The sequence below is a fragment of the Bradyrhizobium elkanii USDA 76 genome (genome assembly GCF_023278185.1).
Classification (GTDB): Bacteria; Pseudomonadota; Alphaproteobacteria; order Rhizobiales; family Xanthobacteraceae; genus Bradyrhizobium; species Bradyrhizobium elkanii.
The window spans coordinates 6,301,862-6,323,626 of the sequence record NZ_CP066356.1 but is presented as its reverse complement, the minus strand read 5'-3'; the positions used below and the strand labels follow the sequence as shown (position 1 = coordinate 6,323,626).

Annotated in this window: 24 protein-coding genes and 1 pseudogene; 11 read left to right on the top strand and 14 right to left on the bottom strand. The window is 62.5% G+C overall.

Annotated elements, in window-relative coordinates:
• Positions 1-100 precede the first annotated feature (100 nt).
• The 4 genes from JEY66_RS30530 to JEY66_RS30515 form a co-directional block, all read right to left on the bottom strand.
• Entirely contained in the window at positions 101-871 is a 771-nt protein-coding gene (locus JEY66_RS30530; RefSeq protein ID WP_018270593.1) for an anti-sigma factor family protein, read from the bottom strand.
• On the bottom strand, positions 868-1,425 hold the full coding sequence (locus tag JEY66_RS30525) for a sigma-70 family RNA polymerase sigma factor (protein ID WP_018270594.1): 558 nt from the start codon (positions 1,423-1,425) through the stop codon (positions 868-870). The genes JEY66_RS30530 and JEY66_RS30525 overlap by 4 nt, the downstream gene beginning before the upstream one ends.
• Before the next feature lie 94 nt (positions 1,426-1,519).
• Positions 1,520-1,843 carry a cupredoxin domain-containing protein gene (locus JEY66_RS30520; protein WP_018270595.1) on the bottom strand — a complete coding sequence of 108 codons (324 nt, stop codon included), beginning with the start codon at positions 1,841-1,843 and terminating at the stop codon, positions 1,520-1,522.
• A gap of 12 nt (positions 1,844-1,855) precedes the next feature.
• Positions 1,856-2,809 carry a metallophosphoesterase family protein gene (locus JEY66_RS30515; protein WP_018270596.1) on the bottom strand — a complete coding sequence of 318 codons (954 nt, stop codon included), beginning with the start codon at positions 2,807-2,809 and terminating at the stop codon, positions 1,856-1,858.
• A gap of 246 nt (positions 2,810-3,055) precedes the next feature.
• On the opposite strand from JEY66_RS30515, the gene JEY66_RS45725 reads away from it, so the two are divergent.
• Complete coding sequence (locus JEY66_RS45725; RefSeq protein WP_080650337.1) at positions 3,056-3,295, top strand: GFA family protein; 240 nt, start codon at positions 3,056-3,058, stop codon at positions 3,293-3,295.
• On the opposite strand, the gene JEY66_RS30510 is transcribed toward JEY66_RS45725, so the two are convergent.
• A complete protein-coding gene (locus JEY66_RS30510) occupies positions 3,234-3,740 on the bottom strand; it encodes a Spy/CpxP family protein refolding chaperone (protein WP_026192504.1) in 507 nt (168 codons plus the stop codon). The genes JEY66_RS45725 and JEY66_RS30510 overlap by 62 nt on opposite strands.
• A 267-nt stretch (positions 3,741-4,007) precedes the next feature.
• Here JEY66_RS30510 and cax point away from each other — a divergent pair, with 267 nt between their 5' ends.
• Positions 4,008-5,111: a calcium/proton exchanger gene (gene cax / locus JEY66_RS30505; protein ID WP_026192505.1), complete on the top strand. Its 1,104-nt coding sequence runs from the start codon at positions 4,008-4,010 to the stop codon at positions 5,109-5,111.
• Between the two features lie 77 nt (positions 5,112-5,188).
• Here cax and JEY66_RS30500 read toward each other — a convergent pair whose 3' ends face one another.
• The gene (locus JEY66_RS30500) at positions 5,189-5,422 is read right to left on the bottom strand and encodes a hypothetical protein (protein ID WP_018270599.1); all 234 of its coding nucleotides are present in this window, start codon (positions 5,420-5,422) and stop codon (positions 5,189-5,191) included.
• Between the two features lie 447 nt (positions 5,423-5,869).
• Between JEY66_RS30500 and JEY66_RS30495 the strand changes: the two genes are divergently transcribed.
• The gene (locus JEY66_RS30495) at positions 5,870-6,424 is read left to right on the top strand and encodes a hypothetical protein (RefSeq protein WP_170198516.1); all 555 of its coding nucleotides are present in this window, start codon (positions 5,870-5,872) and stop codon (positions 6,422-6,424) included.
• A 374-nt stretch (positions 6,425-6,798) separates the two neighbouring features.
• Here the strand turns inward: JEY66_RS30495 and JEY66_RS30490 are convergent, their stop codons facing one another.
• Both JEY66_RS30490 and JEY66_RS30485 read right to left on the bottom strand, forming a co-directional pair.
• Positions 6,799-7,653 carry a hypothetical protein gene (locus JEY66_RS30490; RefSeq protein ID WP_085964802.1) on the bottom strand — a complete coding sequence of 285 codons (855 nt, stop codon included), beginning with the start codon at positions 7,651-7,653 and terminating at the stop codon, positions 6,799-6,801.
• Between the two features lie 213 nt (positions 7,654-7,866).
• Complete coding sequence (locus tag JEY66_RS30485; protein WP_080650339.1) at positions 7,867-8,862, bottom strand: AraC family transcriptional regulator; 996 nt, start codon at positions 8,860-8,862, stop codon at positions 7,867-7,869.
• Between the two features lie 294 nt (positions 8,863-9,156).
• Between JEY66_RS30485 and JEY66_RS30480 the strand changes: the two genes are divergently transcribed.
• The 6 genes and pseudogenes from JEY66_RS30480 (at position 9,157) to JEY66_RS30455 (ending at position 14,158) form a co-directional block, all read left to right on the top strand.
• Positions 9,157-9,546, top strand: a complete 390-nt coding sequence (locus JEY66_RS30480; RefSeq protein WP_080586197.1) for a helix-turn-helix domain-containing protein — start codon at positions 9,157-9,159, stop codon at positions 9,544-9,546.
• Between the two features lie 108 nt (positions 9,547-9,654).
• On the top strand, positions 9,655-10,323 hold the full coding sequence (locus JEY66_RS30475) for a hypothetical protein (protein WP_210291366.1): 669 nt from the start codon (positions 9,655-9,657) through the stop codon (positions 10,321-10,323).
• A 106-nt stretch (positions 10,324-10,429) separates the two neighbouring features.
• On the top strand, positions 10,430-10,771 hold the full coding sequence (locus tag JEY66_RS30470) for an HdeA/HdeB family chaperone (RefSeq protein ID WP_018270606.1): 342 nt from the start codon (positions 10,430-10,432) through the stop codon (positions 10,769-10,771).
• A 95-nt stretch (positions 10,772-10,866) separates the two neighbouring features.
• Entirely contained in the window at positions 10,867-12,300 is a 1,434-nt protein-coding gene (locus JEY66_RS30465; protein WP_018270607.1) for a DUF1254 domain-containing protein, read from the top strand.
• A 200-nt stretch (positions 12,301-12,500) separates the two neighbouring features.
• Positions 12,501-13,512: pseudogene (locus tag JEY66_RS30460) on the top strand (SphA family protein).
• Positions 13,513-13,723: 211 nt separating this feature from the next.
• Positions 13,724-14,158: a DUF2721 domain-containing protein gene (locus JEY66_RS30455; RefSeq protein ID WP_018270608.1), complete on the top strand. Its 435-nt coding sequence runs from the start codon at positions 13,724-13,726 to the stop codon at positions 14,156-14,158.
• Between the two features lie 26 nt (positions 14,159-14,184).
• Here JEY66_RS30455 and JEY66_RS30450 read toward each other — a convergent pair whose 3' ends face one another.
• The 5 genes from JEY66_RS30450 to JEY66_RS30430 all read right to left on the bottom strand — a co-directional run bounded on the left by JEY66_RS30450 (position 14,185) and on the right by JEY66_RS30430 (position 19,447).
• Positions 14,185-15,087 carry an alpha/beta fold hydrolase gene (locus JEY66_RS30450; RefSeq protein ID WP_018270609.1) on the bottom strand — a complete coding sequence of 301 codons (903 nt, stop codon included), beginning with the start codon at positions 15,085-15,087 and terminating at the stop codon, positions 14,185-14,187.
• A 7-nt stretch (positions 15,088-15,094) separates the two neighbouring features.
• Positions 15,095-16,714, bottom strand: coding sequence for a GMC family oxidoreductase (locus tag JEY66_RS30445; RefSeq protein ID WP_018270610.1), 1,620 nt, complete (start codon positions 16,712-16,714; stop codon positions 15,095-15,097).
• A gap of 197 nt (positions 16,715-16,911) precedes the next feature.
• Positions 16,912-18,219, bottom strand: coding sequence for an MFS transporter (locus JEY66_RS30440; protein WP_041482626.1), 1,308 nt, complete (start codon positions 18,217-18,219; stop codon positions 16,912-16,914).
• A gap of 272 nt (positions 18,220-18,491) precedes the next feature.
• On the bottom strand, positions 18,492-18,944 hold the full coding sequence (locus tag JEY66_RS30435) for a MaoC family dehydratase (protein WP_018270612.1): 453 nt from the start codon (positions 18,942-18,944) through the stop codon (positions 18,492-18,494).
• Between the two features lie 11 nt (positions 18,945-18,955).
• Complete coding sequence (locus JEY66_RS30430) at positions 18,956-19,447, bottom strand: MaoC family dehydratase (protein WP_018270613.1); 492 nt, start codon at positions 19,445-19,447, stop codon at positions 18,956-18,958.
• Positions 19,448-19,617: 170 nt separating this feature from the next.
• Between JEY66_RS30430 and JEY66_RS30425 the strand changes: the two genes are divergently transcribed.
• Together JEY66_RS30425 and JEY66_RS30420 are read left to right on the top strand one after the other, a co-directional pair.
• Complete coding sequence (locus JEY66_RS30425; protein WP_018270614.1) at positions 19,618-20,388, top strand: IclR family transcriptional regulator domain-containing protein; 771 nt, start codon at positions 19,618-19,620, stop codon at positions 20,386-20,388.
• A gap of 164 nt (positions 20,389-20,552) precedes the next feature.
• Positions 20,553-21,179: a pyridoxamine 5'-phosphate oxidase family protein gene (locus JEY66_RS30420; RefSeq protein WP_129964912.1), complete on the top strand. Its 627-nt coding sequence runs from the start codon at positions 20,553-20,555 to the stop codon at positions 21,177-21,179.
• Positions 21,180-21,210: 31 nt separating this feature from the next.
• Here JEY66_RS30420 and JEY66_RS30415 read toward each other — a convergent pair whose 3' ends face one another.
• Positions 21,211-21,636, bottom strand: coding sequence for a hypothetical protein (locus JEY66_RS30415; RefSeq protein ID WP_018270616.1), 426 nt, complete (start codon positions 21,634-21,636; stop codon positions 21,211-21,213).
• Positions 21,637-21,765: the final 129 nt, after the last annotated feature.

Sequence of the window (21,765 nt, the reverse complement as noted above, 5' to 3'; positions counted from 1 at the left end):
TTCGAACCTGTAGCCCGGATGCAGCGAAGCGAAATCCGGGGGTCTCACAGCGGGTAAGACCGTCCCCGGATTACGCTGCGCTGCATCCGGGCTACAAGACTCACCCCTCCTTGTTCGCGCGCATCGCGCCCTCGAACTTGTCGCCGAACTCCGTAAGCTCGTCGGCGCCGAGATCGCTGACCGCCCAATAATTCAAGCCGCGGTCGCTCCAGCGGCGGATGTTGAAGCCCTGCAGCGTCGAGATCTTCGCCGCCTTGCGTTCGGTGTTCGCGGTCTGCGCGACGAACAGGTTGATGACGTGCTGGCGCCGCTTGTAGACCACGGCGCCGATCTCGCGGGCGTTGACGTAGTCGAGCCGGCCGCCGATCAGCGTGAAGCCCTGCGCGGTGAGATCGATCACCGGCGGCGAGACGTCGAGCTTGCCGTTGAACCAGGGCTTGACCGTGTGCTGATCCGTCGAGATCACGTCGGTGAGGTGGCCGGCCTGCAGCGAACGCAGATGCGCCGACACGACCTCGTTCTCGATGCGCTGCTCGTCATCGTTGCGCAGCACGATCGCGACAAGGCCGGTCGCCGCCATCGCCGACACCGCGGAGCCCAGCGCGAAGCCGCGCAGCACCGAGCGCCGGGTCGGCGCCGCCTGCGCTTGTGGTTGCGGCAGTGACTTCTCGATCTTGCGGCGCAGCTCGAGCGGCGCCTTGTAGCTCAAATCGCTCTCGGCGATCGCCTGGCGGATCTCCTGATACTCCTTCATGAGCGCGGCACAATGCGCGCACCCCTCGACATGGGCTTCCACTTCGCGCGCATGGCCGGCGTCGAGTTCGCCGTCGATCAGCGCGTGGATCAGCACTTCTGCTTCCTCGCAGGTCATTTCGCTTGCTCCTGTTCCGCAAGCCAGGCCGATCGCAGCATGGCGCGGGCGCGCGCGAGGCGGGACATCACGGTGCCGACCGGCACGGCGGCGACATCGGCGATCTCGCGGTATGAAAGATTCTGGATTTCCCTGAGCACGAAGGTCTCGCGGAACGGCTCGGCAAGCGCCGCGACCAGCTTGCGCACGGTCTCGCCGTCGAAGCGGCGCAGCAGCTGCTTTTCCGGGGTCTCCGGGGCTTCATTCCACAGCGGGGTCTGCTCGCCGCCTTCGGGCAACTCCTCGACCGCGGTTGGAGCTGTCTTGCGCCTTGCGTATTCGGCGCGGCAGACATTGCGCAGGATCGCGAACAGCCACGGCTTCATCGCAGGTCCGCGGTAGCTGTCGAAATGCTTGTAGGCGCGCAGATAGCATTCCTGCACCGCATCCTCGGCGTCGGCGGCGTCGCGCAGCAGATAGCGGGCCAGCGTATAGGCGTCGTCAAGATACGGCAGCGCGGCCTCGCGGAAGCGCCGCGCCTTTTCGGGATCGTCTTGCGACGCGTTGACAACCATCGTGTTCTGCCCGGCATGTCGAGAGACGGCTCGTGCCCGGCCGGGGGCGGAGGGCCACCGGCCGGGCATGGTTGTGATTGTATGGGTTGTCACGTTACCCAACCTTGACACTGCCTGTCATGTGCGGATGCAGCGAGCAGAAATACTTGTACTCGCCGGGCTCCGTGAAGGTGAACGAGAAGGTGCCGTCGGTATCCATGGTCTTGGAGCGGAATTTGCCCGCACACACCACGGTGTGCGGGATGTCGTCGCGGTTGGTCCAGGTCACGGTCGTGCCGACCTTCACGTCCAGCTGGGGCGGGGTGAACGAGAAGTTGTCGATGTGAATCGCGGTGTCCTCGGCGCGGGCCGCCGTGACCGGCAGCAGCATGGTCGCGACCACAGCGATGCCGAAGTCGCGTCGATTGATCGAACTCATCGGTCTTGTCCCTCAGCCTTGCAGCGGCGTGTCGATGATCGCCAGCGGCTGGCTGTTCTGCTTGAAGTTGATGCTGGCGACGCCGAGCATGCTGCGCAGCTTGGCATCCTCGACCTTCATCGGGCCGGGCGAGGGGGCGGAGCCCGGCGCCGGCTGCGGGAAGGCGGTCGAACGCGCGGTGTGGAAGGTGACGTTGCCCTCGACCTTCTGCATCACCTGGTGGATATGGCCGTTGAGCACGGTGACCGAGCCGAAGCCCTTGACGTATTCCAGCGCACGGGCGCCGTCCTCGGTGCCCCAGCCCCATTGCGGATAGACCGTCCACAGCGGGATGTGGGCGAACAGCACGATCGGCGTCGACTTCGAGCGGCCCTTGAGGTCGTTCTCCAGCCATTCGAGCTGCTCATTGCCGAGATTGCCAAGGCCGCCGCCCTTGAGGTCGACGACGTTGACGAGGCCGATGAAATGCACGCCGCCGGCATCGAAGGAATAGTAGCCCGGACCCTTGGTGCCGCGGCCGTAGCGCTCCTTGTAGAGCTTGACCTCCTCGTCGATGAAATCGTGCTCGCCCGGCACGTAGTGCACGTCGAGCTTGGCCTGCGAGATGATGCGATCGGCGTCATCGAATTCGGACGCCTTCGACAGATGCGTGATGTCGCCGGTGTGGATCATGAAGGACGGCTTGACCTGCATCGCCCGGACCTTGTTGATGGCCTCTTCCAGCGTGCCGATGGTGTTCGGGTTGGCCGGCTTGTCGAATCCGACATGGCTGTCGCTGATCTGCATGAAGGTCATGCCGGGCGCCGCTTCGGCGGCCGCGGCCGAGCCGACGATGCCGAGCGAATGCGGCACGCCGCCGGTGACGGTCCACAGCATGCCGGTGCCGGCCCAGGTCATGCATTCCAGCACCTTGCGTCGGCTGACGCCTTTTTCCTCATCGCGATGGTCGTGATCGTGTCCGCTCATGGCAAGTCTCCCGTGGGCCCAGGGATTGGGTTCCGGGGAGATGATCGGCGGGGCCGGGGCTTTATTCCCGGGGCTTTGGCGGGGCCGAGGGCAGGGATGACGATTTCGTGAGGGCCGCAGCGGCCCGCATGATCGGGGGCGCAGGGGACCGCGCGACAGCTCGACGCAAGGGCAAGATGCGCAATTGAAGCGTTGGTGCTTGCAGCGTTATTGACCCGGCAAGCCACTGATCGAGCGGAGGAAAACATGGCTGACGTCACCGGCGGCTGTCACTGCGGCGAGATCCGTTACGAGGTGACCGGCGAACCGGTCGTCCATGCGCTGTGTCACTGCACCGATTGCCGGCGCCACGCCGGCCCGCCGATGGTTGGCTGGGTGACAGTTGCCGAGGACATGGTCAAGGTGACCAAGGGGCAGCTTGGCCTTATTCGTCCTCGTCGTCCGGACCGCCACGCTGCTCGATCGCGTTTCGCACGCCGCGCATGACAGCGAACGACACGAATGCCATCCTTCGCTTCTGATCATCGCTCAATGTCTTGTAGAGCGGCTCCCAGGCATCGGAGAGCTTCTTGAGATCGGTCCCGCGCTGAATCAGCCGATCTGCCCTGCGTTGCATCATCTCGACCGGATTGCTTCCACCAAGGACCTCCATCGGTCCGTTCTCCTGGAGTTCGGCAATCCGTTCCAACCGAGCCTGCCGGTTTTTCGCTCGCGCACGGATGGCATCCTCGATGGCCGGCCAGTATTTCTCCTGGTCGGGTGTCAGCTGCAAGGCGGCCTTGACGATGCCGACACGCATGTCCGTCAGGCTCTTCAGGTCGGCGGCGCTGGGTTGCGCAGCTCCGACCGTCGTGGATGTCTCTGCTGCGAAAGCGAGAGACGAGGTCGTCACCAAAAATGCAATCGCTGCGACAGCTGCGTTTCTCGTCATTGTAAGCTCCTGAGCTGCTCATCAAGGATGTCCGCGAGAACAACCGCAATCTGGTCGGCCACGGGTTGATCTAGGTCAAAAGGGGGAGGGAGCCTGAAAATATGGACGCGCTTCTGACCGTTCGGGAAATTCCGTGAGGCTCCGGATCGGCCGGTCCGGCTCAGGTCGTGACTGGCGCGGCGGTGGCGCCGGATTGAGATAGATCAAGGTTCAGCGGACCGCGGTGTTCAGAAACTGCCGTCGACCTCGTTGCGACCGGGCGGTACCATGCACCATTTGCTCAAGGAAATTCGACATAATCCACTGCTCTGGATGCTGGTCTTCGTGCCGATCGTGCTGGCGGTCGAGACGGCAGCTCCGTCCGCCCACACCGCCCTGTTTGTGCTCGCTGTCCTTGCCATCGTGCCGTTGGCCGCCCTTCTCAGCCACGCGACGGAAAGCGTCGCAGCGAAAACCGGCGACGCAGTCGGAGGCCTGCTCAACGCAACTTTGGGCAATCTGACCGAGCTGATCATCGCGATCGCTGCGCTGCATGCCGGAGAGTACATGCTGGTCAAGGCATCGATCGCTGGTGCCATCGTCACCAATTCACTCTTCATGCTCGGCGCATCATTCCTGCTCGGTGGGCTCCGCCATCACGTTCAGGAGTATAATCGCGCCGGCGGGAGGATGTACGCAGCGCTGCTGCTGATGGCCACGATTGCGTTGCTTGCGCCCTCGGCTGTTGCCGACCTCGATCCGGCGCGCGGCGAAGCCATGGCGCTGTCGCTCAGTACGGGCCTCGCTGTGCTGTTGATATGTGCCTATGGGCTCGGCTTGCTGTTCTCGCTCAAGACACACAAGGAGCTGTTCGCAAGCGAGGAGCATGGCGAAACCGGTGGCGACGGCTGGCCGATCGGATTTGCGTTGGGCACTCTTCTCGTGGTCACGGTGCTGGTTGCACTGGTCAGCGAAATATTCGTGAGCTCGGTGCAGAAAGCGGGCGAGACGCTGGGATTGAGTCCGGCGTTCGTCGGTTTCATCATCGTCGCGCTGGTCGGCGCCGCGGCAGAAATGGCGGTCGCGTTTTCCGCGGCACGCAAGAACCGTCTCGATATGAGCGTCAGCATCGCGCTCGGCAGCGCGTCTCAAATCGCCTTGTTTGTCGCGCCGGCGCTGGTGCTTCTGAGCTACGTCGTCGGTCCGAAGCCGATGGATTTGCAGTTCTGGCCGGGGGCCGTGACGATGGTCATGATCGCCTCCGTGACGTCCTGCTTCATCACCAACAGCGGACGGTCGGCATGGTTTATCGGTGCCTTGCTCGTGCTCATCTATGTGATTTTCGCCATGACCCTGTACATGGTGCCACCGGGATCGCACGGCCCGGTTTGACCAAGAGATCGTGCCAGCAACGATCCGGACGAGGGCGCGTTATTCCTCGTCGCGTTCACGCGGACCCCTGATGGCTTTTACAGCGGTAGCTCGCTCTGACCGCGCGTCCAGTCGATGATGTCGATCTGGAGCCCCCGTTTCAGAATCTCGGCCTCAAGATTGCTGGCATGCCGCTTCCATTCGGCCGTCGACCGGACCCGGAATTTTGGCTCTTCACCGTTTGCCTCGAACTCGTCGTCGGCTTCGAGCGCGCCGCGAACAGCCTCGTACATCATCTTAAGGCTCGCGTCGGTGAAGGCGTCGTACTCCATCGAGTCGTCTCCTCGGGAACGCAAATTCGAGGGACCGCCACGATGGCCATCGTGGCGTCCCGTTGCGGTCGATCCATTCAACATGGACATGCCGGTGCCTGACCGAAGCTCGACAGCGAGCCGGTGCGGTGCAATCGCATGTCCATCGACTGCTGCTCAGCCGGATCAATATCGATACGGGTACTGCGGGCAGACCATTTGCCCGTATTCATTGTAGTAGCAGCCTTGGTTGCCGTAGTAGCCATAGGCGCCATACGCGCCGGCCGCGGCCGCTGCGCCGACGGCAGCAGCACCATAGCCCCAGCCTGGCCGATAGTAGCCTCTGCCGTAGCCGGGATAGCCGGCGACCGGGCGGCCAGGGCGCCCCGCAATCGGTCGACCGGGATAGCCCGGACGCCCTGCAATCGGTCGGCCACCTGGACGGCCGGCAACGCGATATCCTCCACCGTGTACCCTTCCACCACCTACATGCATGCCACCGCCACGCATTCCGCCGCCGTGAAAACCGCCTCCGCCGCCGCGGAAGCCGCCGCCTCCTCCACGGCGGGCATAGGCGTCATCAGGAATCAGGCAGACAGCGACGAGAACCAGAGCCGCCAGAGCGGCGAGGATGCAACGAAGCATGGCGTGTCCTCCCTCACGGACGATTTTGCGAGCTGCGAAGCTGCGACAATTTCGGCGCGCGAGCTTGACGTAGATCAACGGAATGCAGCAGGGCGCGCGTTCGAAAAGGTCAGGCAGCTGTCATCAATCACGCCAGGCACAATCTGCACTTTGCTGCCGAAGCATCTTGCCTGGAATGCGAACGTGAGCCCCATGACATTTGCTTTCGCCTCGGTCAGGCGACAGCCATCGTTTCTTTGCCGAGTTCACCTGGTGTTTTTACGTCCTGCAGAACGCAGCCAAGAGGATCAACGTGCGGAAAGCGGATGTCACGTGCGCGTGCTGTGGCGCAGGTTTCCGGCGGTTGGAGCTATGGTCCGAACCGGGCGCCAAAGGTGAGTATCACTGTCCCGTTTGCGACTACTTGCTCGAGGCATTCGATGGCACCAACCTGATCGCCTATCGGCTGACGATCCAGCCGGCGCGCGCGCCGGCCCACTCGGTCAAGCCGTTCGAAGATCAGCGATAGCCGGACGATCGGTTGCCACCGGCGCGCTTCGGTTTTCGAGGTGACGGCTGACGCCATGCCTGTCCGGCCGTGTCACTGCACCGATTGGCGCCGCATCCCGGCGGGCCGTTGGCCGACCCGGTGATGGCCGCAGAGGACACAGTCAAGCTGACCCGGAGTAGATCTACCCGTCGTCGGAGCAGCCGGGAGCGGGTCGCTCGCACCCGCGTCGGATGGTCTCGGTGCTTGCTTGCTCGTGCGCCGGCTAGTTCTTGACGGCATACAGAGGCGTTCTGAACGTCAGTTGATAGGCGGGGTTCGGCACCCACATGATTTCGGCTGTGATGCCAAACAGTCGGTTGTCATTATCATCCATGCGGTCGAGATCGAGCCGCACGATCGGTTGTGCAAAGGGCTGGATCGATGCGAGGTTAAGAAGTTGCGCGCCTTCGAACGATTGCACGCCCACGCGGCCGGTAAATTTCCAATCGTTCGGCCATTGATAGTAGCCGCCGACATAGGCAATCGTGTTCGGGTTGATCCTTCCCAGCGCACTGTCGACGTCGGTTCGCGTGTATTGGAAACCGCTGAGGAAGCCTCTGGTCTCATCGGAATCGAGCGCATAGCCAAATTCGAGAATGTTGTTGAACGAGGTTGTCCCCAGCGGGCCATTGGGAATCGACTGTGTGATGGTCGATTGCAGCGTCACGGTAGGAAAGGTCCCGCCGTTCTGCTCATAAAGGTCGGCCTGGAAGCCGATGTTCCAGCTCGTGATTTGAAAGGACGAAAAGCCGGCGTTTCCGAAGTTCGTCGAACTGCCGGAGACGCCGGCATAGAGCGAGACGCTTTCGGTGACATCGACCGTCAGCGGAAAATCCATGTTGAGGGACTTCGCTGCTGGCAGGCCTGCCGGAAATGCCACACCGCCCGATGTCGCAAGCGTCTGCGTATTGAACAGCGTTGGACGTCCAAAGCCGAACGCGAGCGATCCTGCCGGTACCTGTGCGTAGATCGTCCTGAGGTCGAGATAGATCGTCGGCACTGCCGGTTTGATTGCGTCGTCGTCTGCGCCAAGGGCTGTCCCGGCAGGGAGGGTCAACAGCGCGCACGCTCCTGCCATCAGGATTGATCTGAAAGCCGAAAAGCCTTCGCTGCTACGCGGGCACGCGTCCAAGGCCAACCCCTTCGCTAGAAATGATCATCATGGTGAGGCGGGGCGATCGATATTGGTTTGTCGGCCCCTCGATCGTTGTCGAAGCTCGCGACAGGGCGGCAGGCCCACAGGAAGGACAAGTTGCTCGAAACGCACAGCATCGAGGGAGCGATGACGTTCTCACGTTCTCCTTTGCTCGCGAAACTGCCGCGGCGTAACACCGGCGATCCTGCGGAAGGCGCGGGTAAAATGGGCGGGATCCGTGTAGCCTGAAGCGAACGCAACCTCGATGATCTTGGAGTCCGTGTTTTGCAAGAGCGTTCTAGCGTTCTCAAACCGAACGGTATCCAGCAGGCCCGAATATGTAATGCCGGCGCGCGACAGGTTGCGTTGAAGGCTACGTGTACTAACGCCTGCCATTTCCGCGATCTCAGCGAGCGTCGGAAGTCCTTCGTCCAGGTAGGATGGCAGCATTAGCTTGAGTGTTTCGATGATGTCATAATTGGCAAATTCGATCTTCTCGTCCTTCGGAGGAAGATTTTCGTTCGCCCTATTGGGGAGGGCCAGGAACGAAATAGGCACGTCGATCCATGATGCTTCTTGGCCGGACAAGAATCGAGAATTTGGCCAGAATGACTGGCACGCCGGAGTCGGCGTGTAGCGAGCTTCAAAGGCGATAGTTGCTGGAGCCCAGTCCGGCCCGGCGAATTGTCGGACGACGTAAATCGGAAAAATGTTCTGAAGCCACTGTGAATGCTCGAGATGCTGAAGTCCTTTGGTTCCGGCGAGCCTGCTGCAAATTCTCACGTGATCGTCGTAGCGCTCAAGCCAGTTGCTCAAGTTTGAGTCTTCGAGCGATGCCCATTTGCAGGTCTGTTGTAGCGCGACAAGCAGTGTCGGAGAATGACCAATGAGATTCCGGGTTCTTTCGCTCAGGTGGCCGAAATGTAGCTGCCGAGCAGCATGAAATCCGAAATCATCGATGCCCTGCGATCTTCGCGCGAATTCCGCAAAGTCGATCGCAGGCAAAATTGGGACGTAATGATTGGATTTTTCTTCCAACGAGGTGGGTAGGCGAAACTTTTCCAGGAGCGAAGCGGTTGGTGCTCCAAGACTATTCAGAATGTCTGCGAAAGGACTAAGGTGTTGGCAGCGCGTCAAATGAATGTTTGCCATCGGCCGGACCTGAATTCCTACGAACTTAAGATCTTAAGTAAAAAGAGCCGCATGGGCGATAGTGCAACTACGTGCCTGCCCAACAATTTTAACGTGAGTCCAGACTATCAGGCCGCCACGTCTGTTGCCCAATTTTATCCCGCGCCATGCTTGAGAAGGGATGGTGGGCATCGGCCAATTCCATTTGACAAAAATTTTGGCGGCTGGTGGCCAGACGTGCCTTCGAAGCGCCCTTAACCTCGAAGACCGGTTTTTCTATTGAGGGACCATGGGCTTCTCGCCTGACGCCAGCCGATGAGAACCGTCCGTTTGCCTTCATCCCAGGCGATCCGTGAGGCCATTGTCGCATCACTGCGGCATGGTGACGCGGCAACCCTTGATGGCACGGCTCGTGCGCTCAAGATCAGCCGACGTACGTTGCAGCGTCATTTGGGACGCATGGGCACAAGCCATAGCGAAATACTTGCCGAGATTCGCTTGAAGGTCGCGTGCCGACTGCTCGCCGATTCAAGCAAGCGGTTGTCGGACATCGCCAAATTCCTCGGTTATACCAACGCAAGCAGCTTCAGCCGTTCCTTTGCGCGTTTGATGAAAATTCAACCCGTTGTCTACCGGAAGCAGCAACGTGCCCGCAAACACGATCCGGCAAGTCCCCGCGGACGGCCTCATGTGATTGGCCGCTGAACTAATCCGGATGATTGGCGCGAAATGGCAAGACGCGCGATTTGAATTGGCGCGAAATGCTTAGCGAAGCTGATTGCCAGATTGCGCTCCCCCAAAGGAATAACAAACATGACCCTTCGCTCAGCTCTGTTGGTATTTTGCGTCGCCGGATTGATTGCCGCTCCCCATAAGGTGTTTTCCCAGTCTGCACCCGAGAGCAAACCACACGTACCGCTTGAGAAGTCGATAGGTCAGGCAAAGCCGGAAGTCGTGCCATCGCTCTTCGTCCTCAACTCGCGCGGTGCGAGCTTGAAGGACGGGAAGCTTGTGCTGACGGGGGTTTCACCGAATGCGATCGTGTTCGCCGATCGGCCCGTGAGGGCGGCTGGTCACGATCTCACGTCGCGAATTGTCGAGGATTGGGGCAATGGCAGTGACAATTTCGCGAAGGATCCTCCAAACGCCACCGTGTCCGGGTTCAGGAAAGACGGATCATCGGTAGCCGACGCCGTCGTCGTCCTGAAATCGCCCAAGCTCGAAGGCGACAGGCTGACTTTCGATGTCGATATGCTCGAAGGTGACCTTGCCGGAGCTGATGGACCGGCGTCGATCTTTATCGACATCATCGGTCGTCCATTCACGCCGCTGTCTTTTGCCGGCGTTGCTCGCCGCACCGCCTGGCGAGGTGCTTACTACCGCGGCGCTGCAGTCGCGGGTGCGGCCGCCCTTGGAGCTGCGGCAGCTTATCCCTATTACGCCCCGCGGTGCGGATACTATCCGTATCCGCCTTGTTACTGAGCAACGCGACCGTCGCGTCACAGCCGCTCGGCCGACAGGTGGAAGATTGGCCGCGATCTAACCCGGGCACACGAGCTCACAGGAGGGGATCATGAGACGAACCGCCATGATTGCAGCATCGCTGATCGTCGCCGGCATTCAGTCGGCACACGCGCAGACAGACCTGAGCGCCTACGCCAACGCCGAAGGCTATCTGGACGTTCAGAAGCTGACCTGCGCGCAACTCGCCGGAACATGGCAGGGAGACGCCGATCTTCTCACTGCTTGGTACAGCGGTTGGTACAACGGGCTTGCGCGCAAGCACTACCTCGACATCAAGAAGTCCCGCGAGGCCGAGCATGAAGTAATCCAACATTGCAAGGCGCATCCTGATCAACTCATCATCGAGGCCATCGCAGTGGTCTTCAAGGATATGAGAGCGGCGCTCGGGATCAGGATGCAGCCCTGACCCACGGGATCGGACGCCTGTCACGGCCGGCCGACAGTCGAAGCAGCCAGGCGATTGTTTGAAGACCATTCGATTTGCACACAAGGGAGAGAACAATGGAGATCACGCGACGCAATCTTGCGCTTGGCGGAATGGGTCTGCTCACCGGAGCGGCGATAGGTCGACCAGCCGTCGCCGAGGAGGGAGCCTTCCTGGGGGTCGGTCAGGGCTTGGAGGACTTCTGGCTCGCGAGCGACGCTTACATATTCGGCTATCCATTGGTGACGATGGAGATGACGCGCAGGATCATCACCAACGTCGCGGAGCCCGTGGGCACGCGAGGGCCGATGGGCCATATCATCAAGCTGCGCCAATATCCGGACGCGTCGTTCCGTGATGTCACTGCGCCCAACGCGGACACGCTCTACACCACGTCCTTCTTCGACGTCGGGAAAGAACCGTGGGTCCTCAGCATCCCGGACATGAAGGGGCGCTATTTCCTGATGCCCATGCTTGATGGCTGGACGACGGTGTTCCAGGTGCCGGGAAAGCGCACCACCGGCACGGGAGCACAAACCTATGCGATCACCGGGCCCGGCTGGAAGGGCACGCTGCCGGATGGCGTGAGGGAGTACAAATCGCCTACCAACATCGTGTGGCTGCTCGGCCGCATCTATTGCACCGGAACGCCGGAGGACTATGCAGCCGTCCACAAGCTGCAGGACGAGTGCAAGCTCGTTCCGCTCAGTGCTTACGGCAAGCCGTACACACCACCTCCGGGAAAGGTCGATCCGTCGATCGACATGAAGACGGCTGTCCGCGAACAGGTCAATCGCATGGACGCGGTGTCCTATTTCAAGCTGCTCTGCGAACTCATGAAAACCAACCCGCCATACGCGGCAGACGCGGCCCAGCTCGCCAAATTTGCCCGCATCGGCATCGTACCCGGACGCGACTTTGACGAGACCAAGCTGAAGGCGGACTTCCTGAAGCGTGTCCCCGAGGTGTCGTTCGACAGGATCATGCTTCAGTTCAAGGTCAACAAGGCCGTCAAGGACGAGAACGGCTTTGCGTTCACGACGAAAACCGGCATCTACGGGACCGACTATCTGATGCGGGCCCTGGTAACCGCGATCGGACTCGGCGCCAACCGCCCGCAGGATGCGGTCTATCCGACCTCGCAAAAGGATGCGGATGACCGCAAGTACAATGGTGCGAACAAGTACGTCATGCGGTTTCCCAAAGGCCACTTGCCTCCGGCCGAGGGATTCTGGTCGCTCACCATGTACGACAGCGGCTACTTCTTCGTGAACAATCCGCTCAACCGATATTCGATCAGTGCGCGGGAAAATCTGAAGGAAAATCCGGACGGCTCGACCGATCTCTACATTCAGAAGGACTCGCCCGGCAAAGACAAGGAATCCAACTGGCTTCCTGCGCCCGAGGGAGATTTCATACTCATGCTGCGCATGTATTGGCCGCAGGAAACCGATCCTTCGATCATCAACGGCACCTGGACGGTTCCGGCCGCCAAGAAGATCGGGGCCTGAGAAACTGGATTCTTGCCGGCTCCAACCGGGCCGGCAAGAATCAACGTGCTACAATTTGCGGGGGCGAATCGTGCGCTCGAGCGAGCCGTACAGGTCGTTCCGCACACACCAAAGGGGGGTGTGACATGCGGCTTCGCGGTCTTTCGATGAGGCGGCAACCAAACGGGCGAGGCAAGACGCTCAGGGATGTCGGCATCGCCATGATACTGGTCATGGCGTCAGTTTCGTCTGAGGCCGCCCGGGCCGACGAGGGCGGCGTCTCATATTGGCTTCCCGGCCGCTTCGGCAGCCTCGCTGCGACCCGGCAGGTCCCCGGCTGGTCGATGGCGGAGGTCTACTATCACACCAGCGTAAGTGCATTCGGCAATGCCGCGGCGCCAGGGAAATCCAGGTCGGCAGAATCCCCGCCGCGGCAAACGTCAATCTAAACCTGCATCTCAACGCGCAGGCGGATCTCATCCTTCTCAATCCCACTTATACGTTCGCAACGCCGGTGCTGGGTGGCCAACTTGCCATCGGCGTGACCGGGCTGTTCGGGCGGTCGAGCGCGGATCTTGCGGGGACGCTGACGGCGGCCGTCGGTCCGCTGGCGACAACGCGCACCGGCAGCTTCGGCGATTCGATCACATCGGTAGGCGACCTCTACCCGCAGGCGACGCTGAAGTGGAGTGCCGGCGTGCACAATTTCATGACCTATGTAACGGGAGACGTTCCGGTCGGAGCATACAGTCCGAGCAGCCTCGCCAATCTCAGCATCGGTCACGCCGCCATCGATGCAGGCGGCGGCTACACCTACTTCAACCCGCAGGCGGGCCATGAATTTTCTGCAGTCGGGGGCTTCACCTACAATTTCAAGAATCAGGATACGCAGTATCAGAACGGGATCGACTTCCATCTGGATTGGGGCGCCTCCCAGTTTCTGTCAAAGCAGGTTTTCGTTGGCCTGGTTGGATATGCCTATCAGCAGGTCACCGATGATTTCGGCCAGCACCCTGTCCTGGGTGGCTTTCGGTCCCGCGTGGTGGGCGTTGGTCCGCAGATCGGCTTCCTGTTTCCCTTGGCGACATGCAGGGTTATCTGAATCTCAAGGGGTATGGAGAATTTGCAGCAGAGAATCGCCCGGCCGGCTGGAATTCCTGGTTGACGTTCTCGATCTCTCCGATGGCGCCGACCAGCACTGTGACGCCGACCCGACGGATCGTGACAAAATAGCAGTGTTGTGCGTGCCTTCAATTGTGCCAAGATCACGCCACGATGCGCCGCACTCGCGCGAGGCCGTCGATGCCGACCGTTCGGACGCCGGCTGGACAATCGTCGCCGCTGCCGGTTCGATACTTCGGAGGCGTGATGGCCAGGCTGCTGGGTCCAGGTCGCCAATGTCCGGCTGATTGGTTTCGGCCGCGCTAACCCGAAAGTCGAGTCGATGTTGCCGGATACGCCGTCGGTCAGTCAGCTTTCTCAAGTGATTTCTCAAGCGTCTGCGCCCGCATTTCTGCTCGGCGCATTGGCGGCTTTTATCGCGGTGCTGATTTCCCGCCTCAACCGGATCATCGACAGATCGATTTACCTGAACCAAATTTCAGATCAGGATCAGGCGAGGTGCCGGCTCAAGGCGGACCTGCCGCGTCTTGCTCGGCGCGCCACCATGATCAATCGTGCGATCTTCTGGTCCATCATGGGAAGCATCTCGATCAGCGTTGTCATCGTCGTCGGCTTTGTGAGTGCGTTCCTTCACATCCAGCACGAGCGAGGCGTTGCCATTCTCTTCCTTGTTGCCGTCGCGGCTTTCATCGTATCGTTGGTGGATTTCGCGCGAGAGGTCCGAATTGCCCTGAGCGAACTTGATCACTACGGCTAGGCGCAACGCATTGATACGTTCACGCCTTAACACGTACGCGCGGCGAACGTCGTGAGCGCTGCGACCAGCAGCTTCGGCGCTTCCTGCGCGACGCAATGGCCGGCGCCGTCGAAGGTCCATCGACTCGCATGCGGGATCAGTGCCGCGGCGCGGCCTGCCATTTCCTTATAGATCGGCCATGACTGCTCGGCGGTCGCGATGCAGACCGGGCAGGCAATGTCGGAGAACCACGGGAACGGATTGCCGCGGGCGTCGCCGGTGTAGATCTGCTCCATGGCCTGGAAGATCGGCCCGAGCAGGGCCGACTCGATTTCCGGCGTGCAAAGCAGCCGCATGCGGCCGTCGTCGAGCCGGGCAAAGCCGTGATGGACATAGGCCCACAGCGACCGTTCGGTCCATGGCGCGAAGGCCGGTGCGGCGCGCAGCCGCTGGAACAGGTCGTCGGCGCTGTCGAACTCGGCCCGGCGGCGCAGCACGCCTTGCACGGATCCGCGCGCGATGTCGCTGAGGCCGCCGGCGCGCGGTGCGCGCGGATCCATCGCGGTCGGCTCCGTGACATGCAGGCGCGCGAATCGGCCGGGCATCAGTCTGGCTGCGAGCAGCAGGTCGGTTGCGCCGGCACTGTGACCGATGCCGTCGATGTCTTGGAGGTCGAGGCGCTCCACCACCATGCGGACGTCCTCGGCAAAATCCTGGAAGTGATAGCGATTGGCCGGCGGCTTGTGGCTCAGGCCGTGGCCGCGGCGGTCGAGCGCGTAGACCGTGTAATCGGCTGCCAGCGCCTCTGCGACCTCGGTCCACACCTCCGCGACGAAGCCCGTGCCGTGCAGCAGCAGCGCCGGCGGCTTGTCGGAGGCCGGCTCGCCCCATTGCGCCACCGCAACCTGAGCGCCGGCATCGCCGACCAGAAACCGCTTCGGGGCGTTCATCGTCGTTCTATCGCGCATCCTGCAGGATCATCGCCGCGGCCTTTTCGGCGATCATCGCCGTCGGCGTGTTGGTGTTGCCTGAGGTGATGGTCGGCATCACGGAGGCATCCGCGATGCGCAGGCCGTTGAGGCCGTAGAAGCGCAGCCGCTCGTCGACCACGGCCATCGGATCGTTGGCCGTTCCCATCTTCGCGGTGCCGACGGGGTGGAAGATCGTGGTGCCGATGTCGCCGGCAGCCTTGGCGAGCGAGGCATCGTCGTCGCCGACCGAGGGGCCGGGCAGGAATTCCTCGGGATGATATTTCTCCAGCGCCTTCTGCTTCATCAGTCTGCGCGTGGTGCGGATGGCGTCGGCCGCGACCTGGCGGTCGTCGTCGGTCGACAGATAATTCGGCGCGATCAACGGCTTGTCGTCGGGAACGGACGATTTGATGCGCACGGTGCCGCGCGAACTCGGCTGCAGATTGCAGGCGCTCACCGTGATCGCGGGGAAGCGGTGCAGCGGATCGCCGAACTTGTCGAGCGACAGCGGCTGCACGTGGAACTGGATGTTGGCGCGCGAGCGCGTCGCGTCCGAGCGCGTGAAAATGCCGAGCTGCGACGGCGCCATGGTCAGGGGACCGCGGCGGCGAAACGCGTAATCGAGGCCCATCAGGCCGCGGCGAATCAAGTTGTAATAGGTCTCGTTCAGCGTGCGCACGCCGGATACCTTGTAGATCGCGCGCTGCTGCAGATGGTCCTGCAGATTATGGCCGATGCCCTGCACGTCGAGCACGATGTCGATACCGAGCGGCGACAGCCATTCGGACGGACCGATGCCGGAGCGCTGCAGCACCTGCGTGGTTCCGATCGAGCCGGCGCAGAGGATCACTTCGCCCCTGGCGCGGGCCTCGACCACCTCATCGCCCTGGCGGAACAGCACGCCGGCGGCGCGGCCGCTCTCGATGATCAGGCGGTCGACCAGCACGTCGGTCTCGAGCCGCAGATTGCCGCGGTTCAGCACCGGCTTGAGGAAGCCGCGCGCCGACGACCAGCGCCGGCCGCGCTTCTGGTTGACGTGGAAATAGCTGGTGCCTTCATTGTCGCCGGTGTTGAAATCCGGGATGCGCTTGATGCCCATCTCCTCGGCGGCATCGCCGACCGCATCGAGGATCTGCCACGACAGCCGCGGCGCCTCGATGCGCCAGCCGCCGCCGACGCCGTGATGCTCGCTTTCACCGAGGAAATGATCCTCCAGGCGCCTGAACGCCGGCAGCACGTCGCTGTAGCTCCAGCCGGTGAGGCCGAGCTGCCGCCAGTGGTCGTAGTCCGCGGCTTGGCCGCGCATCGAGATCATGGCGTTGATGGCGGAGGAGCCGCCGATCACCTTGCCGCGCGGATAAGCGAGTGATCGACCGTTGAGGCCCGGCTCGGCCTCGGTCTTGAACATCCAGTCCGAGCGCGGATTGCCGATCGCGAAGAGGTAGCCGACCGGGATATGAAACCAGATCCAGTTGTCCTTGCCGCCGGCTTCCAGCAGCAGCACGCGCGTCTTCGGATCGGCCGACAGGCGGTTGGCCATGATGCAGCCCGCCGTGCCTGCGCCGACGATAATGTAGTCGAAATCACCCTCGAGCCTTCGCGGCATGTCCTCGTTCCCGGCAAGCGTCTTTTGTTGACGTCCTTCTATAGCGTTTTCGAGCGAAGTGGAGCCCGGTTCGCGTGAAGAAAACGCGTCAATACAAGAAAATAAAACCCGGTTCTGACAGAGTCAGAACCGGGTTCTATCCAGACGCAGCGGGCCGGCACAAGCCCGGCGGCGCGTGCCGGGCGTGCGCTGGATGCTCAGGGGCGGCTCGGCTCGGCCAGTGCGACCTCATGTCTCGCGCGGGGAACGCAGACGATCAGCGTCAGCATGCCGATGCCGAGCACGGCGCCGACCAGGGCGAGCGGTGCGTAGATGCTCCCGGTTGCGACATTCATCCAGCCGATCAGGGCAGGGCAGACCGCGCCGCCGAACGAGCCGATCGCTGAGATCAGCGCAATGCCGCCGGCCGCGGCGCTGCCCTCCAGCATCGCGTTCGGAATCGTCCAGAACAGCGACAGGATCGCGAAGATGCCGATCGAGGCGACGGCAAGCAGCGTCACGGTCAGGAGCACGCTGTCTTGCGCGGCCTGCAAGGCGATGAAGCACGCCGCCGCGACGAGGCCGCAGCAGACCACGTGCCAGCGCCGTTCCCGTGTGCGGTCGGAGCTGTAGCCGATCGCCACCATGCCGATCGCGGACGCAACCGAGATCGCGCCGCTCAGCCAGCCGATCTCGGTGGTGGTCGCCACGCCGACGTGTTTCAGCAGCGTCGGCGTCCACAGCAGGATGGTGTTGAGCGAGCAGAAGAACGCGAAGTAGATGAAGGAGAGCAGATAGACGCGCGGCTCGCGCAGCGCCGCCGCGAAGCTCCGCGTGGTGCCGGGAACGGCGGCGCGGTCGCGGGCGAGGTCGCTTGCGACCTGCCGCCGCTCGTCGGCGCTCAGCCAGCTCGCGACCTGCGGTCCGTCGGCGAGGTAGAAATAGGCGGCGATGCCGAGCAGCACGGCCGGGCCGCCTTCGAGGATGAACAGCCACTGCCAGCCATGCAGGCCATGGACGCCCTGCATGTGATCCATGATCAGGCCCGACAGCGGTCCTGCAATGACGCCGCCGAGCGGCACCGCCATCACGAACAGGCTCGTCATGCGGCCGCGCACGCGGTCAGGGAACCACAGCGTCAGATAATACAGGATGCCGGGGAAGAAGCCGCCCTCGGCGGCGCCGAGCAGGAAGCGCAGCAGATAAAGGTGATACTGGTTCTGCACCAGCGCGAGCAGCATGGTGACGACGCCCCACAGCACCATGATCCGCAGCAGCGTCTTGCGGACACCGACCTTGACCAGCAGGAGATTGCTCGGCACTTCGAGCGCGACATAGCCGACCGAGAAGATGCCGGCGGCAAGCCCGAACACGGCGTCGTCGATCTTGAGGTCGTGCAGGAACTGGAGCTTGGCAAAGCCGATGTTAAAGCGATCGATGATCGCCACCGTGTAGCACGCCAGCAGGAACGGGATCAGGCGCCAGGCGATCCGTCCATAGAGCTGCGAATGAGCCGCATCCTGCATCGAAACCTCCAAGTGTAACTTTGTTTTGATTGTTAGGTCGAATGGCGCCGCGCGAGAGCCACGCTCCCTCGCCCCGTTCTTACGGGGTCGAGACGAGCGAAGCTCGCTCTCAGAGGGGTGGGGTGAGGGGCTATCTCCGCACAACGCGGTGGTAGCTGAGCCCGCGGAGACTCCCCCTCACCCGGAGCGCATTTGACGATGCGTTCCGGCCTCTCCCCGCACGCGGGGAGAGGCGAAGTGGGAGCCCCCGAGTTGCGTCCCGCCAGCCCGCCTTAGCCCGCCTTCGCGTTCGGCGGAAACTCCAGCATCGCTTCGCCGGCCGCGACCGTCTCGCCGCGCTGGTTCTGTACGGCGACGTCGACCAGCACCCAGCGCGACTTCGCGGTCGTTTGCTTGGCCTTGATGGTACCGGCCGGGCGGATGGTGTCGCCGGGCTTCACCGGCTTCAGCCAGCGCGTCTCGAGCCTGCGATGGATCGCGCCCGCGGGAAGCGCCCAGTCGGTCAGCATGCGCGAGATCAGGCCGAAATTGTTCATGCCGTGCATGATGATGCCGCCGAAATTGGTCTTGCCGAAATCGCCCTTCATGTAGTTGTCGTCGAGATGCAGCGGGTTGTAGTCGAGCGACGCATCGCAGAACAGGCGGATCGATTCGCGCGAAACCGCGAATGTCGGCCCGTCGATGGTGTCGCCGGCCTTGAGAGATTCGAAATTCGCCGTGGTCATGGTGATCCTCCTTACATCGGACGGATGGTCTGGCCGCGACCCGAGCAGATCACGTCGCCATGCTGGTTGAAGAAGACGTTGTCGTGCACCACGAACAGCCGCTCGCGCTTGATGAATTTGTCGAGCGCGCGGGCCTGCAGGGTGATGGTGTCGCCGGGGCGGGCCGGGATGTTGTAGCTCCACGACTGCCCGGCATTGACCGTGCCCGGCGAGCGCATCCAGTCGTCGGCCGGCGTGCAGGCGAACATCAAGAGGATATGGATCGCGGGCGGCGCGATCAGCCCGCCATAGGGCCCGTCCTTCGCGGCGGCTTCGTCCAGATAGATCGGATTGGTCTCGCCGACTGCGCGGCAGTACAGCGCGATCGCTTCCTGGGTGAGCTTGTAGGGCAGCGTCTTGCGCGGCTCGCCGGGGACGATGTCGTCCCATACCTTGCGCAGCTTCGCGTCTTTCCAGAAATCGGTTTCGAACGGGGTGGCCGCAGAACTTTCCGCTTGCGCCATCGTGCATCCTCCTGCTATTGAGTTCGCCAGGCGAACAATTCATTCGCTGTATGAATTCACGCTAGCGCGGTCGGGAGCCCCTGACAAGCGCGCAGAGCCGCGTCATGTGCAGGCAGCCATGCGGGCTGCGATGTCGTGAGCGCGATGACGGAATCAGCCAGGCGCCCGCCATGAGCAAAGAGAGTGACGGCTTCGTGCGCGCGATTGCGCGCGGCTTCTCGATCATCGAGGCGCTCGGCAAGCCGCCGGGGCGGCACACGCTGGCGGAGGCCGCGGACACTGCCGGCCTCAACCGCGCCACCGCGCGGCGTATCCTCGCGACCCTGGTGGCGCTGAAATATTGCGCCTCCGATGGACGCTATTTCAGCCTGCGGCCGCGCGCGCTCGGGCTCGGCCTGTCCTATCTCAACGCGCTGCCATACTGGGGTCATGCGCAGCGCGCGCTGGAAAACCTGCGCAACGAGATCGGCGAGTCCTGCGCGATGGCGGTGCTCGACGAGGACGAGATCGTCTATGCGCTGCGCCTGCCGGCGCGGCGGATCCTCTCGGCCAATCTCGGCGTCGGCAGCCGGCTGCCCGCGCATCTGGTGTCGCTCGGCCGGGTCATGCTCGCCGCGCTGCCGCCTGGCACCCGCGAGGCTTATCTCGCGACCGGGGGCTTCAGGCAGGTCACGCCGCGCACGGTCACCGATCCGGAGCGTCTTGGCGAGTTGCTCGCGCGGGTCGAAAGCGACGGCTATGCCTGGGTCGATGGCGAGCTCGATCCGGCGATCTGCGGCATCGCGGTGCCGTTGCGCGATCCCGCGGGCGCGGTGGTCGCCGCGCTCAGCGTCAACACGATCTCGGGGACGGTGAGCGAAGCCGGCGCGCGCAAGAAATTCCTGCTGCCGCTGCGCCGCACCGCGCAGGAGATCCGCAGCCAGATGCTCACCTCGGGGTAGGGAACGGCCGTCATCGACGCCTTTTCACCCGCTTCGGACCTGGGTGGCTTTCCACGCCCATGCCGAATGAATAGTCTTTCGCTTTGCTGGCCGGGTGAACTGCCAAGGAAAATCCCGGCCACGTCAAAGTGCAGATCGATTGCTCAGCTTGCCGGAGGATTGCCGTGGCCGACCCAGTCCGCGCCCCTTTCTACCACGACGGAATGCGTGAGTTGCAGGACCGCTTCGACGGTCGTCGTGTCGCCGACGGCCTCGAGAAGCATCGCCTCCACTTCGAGTTCTGGGAACAGGACCGCAAGCTCATCGAGGAAACGCGATTCTTTTTCATCGCGACCAGCTATCAGGATAGCGTCGATTGCTCAATGCGTTCCGGCGATCCCGGCTTCGTGAAGATCACCGGGCCCGATACGCTTGAATTCCCTGAGTACGACGGCAACAACATGTATCGGACGCTCGGCAACATTCACCGCAATCCGAACGTCGGGTTGTTGTTCGTACGGCTCGACGGCAAGACGTTTCGCACGCGCATCCGGGGCAAAGCGACGATCCACGACAGCGCAGAGGCGCTTGCCGGGCATCATGGCGCGAAGGTCGTCGTGCGCGTCAAATGTGAAATCTTCCCGAATTGCCCGCGCTACGTTCCGGACCTGATGGGCGCTTCAGCAGACGTACCGGCGAATCTGTACGTACCTCGGCCCGGGTACGAGCCGCCCGCTCCGGAATGGAAAAGCCGGGATTACCTCAAGGACGTTCTTTCGAAGTACGATCCGCATCGGAAACGTGACGCATAGCGACGGCCGGGAACCGCATCCGGACGAGCGATCAGGGCAGCGGTGCCATGTAAGGAATGCTGCCGACCAGAACGAACACCTGCACCGCGTTGCACAGCATGCCGCCCCAATGCAGCTGGCGCAGCCGCCGCACGGCGGTGGGATCGCCGGCGTCTCTCGCGTCCGCCTCTGCATCGAGCCGCCGCAGAAACCATTGTCGCGCCAGCACCGCGAACCCCGCGATCAAGGCGATGCCGAGCGCAACGGAAAACCGGCCGGCCGTGGCAAAGGCGAGCGTGCCGATCACGCCCGAGACAGTAAGCACGACGAAGTAGGCATTGAACATGCCGCGCAGCAGCCGCGTGACCGGCGGGACGTCGAGCTTCACAAGCAGGAACGCCGGTGCCGCCAGCAGGAAGTATCCCATCGGCACCAGCAGGATGATGGTGGAAAACAGGACCGCTTGATCCGGCGTCATGCAGCCGCTCCTTGTTGGAAGGCGAGAGGATTTCGGCGCGGAAAACCTGGGGTAGTATCTGTGCGGGATATGTCCCGCACCATTAGGCTTTGGTCGGATGCGATGATATCAGGCCTGAGGTCTGCGCAA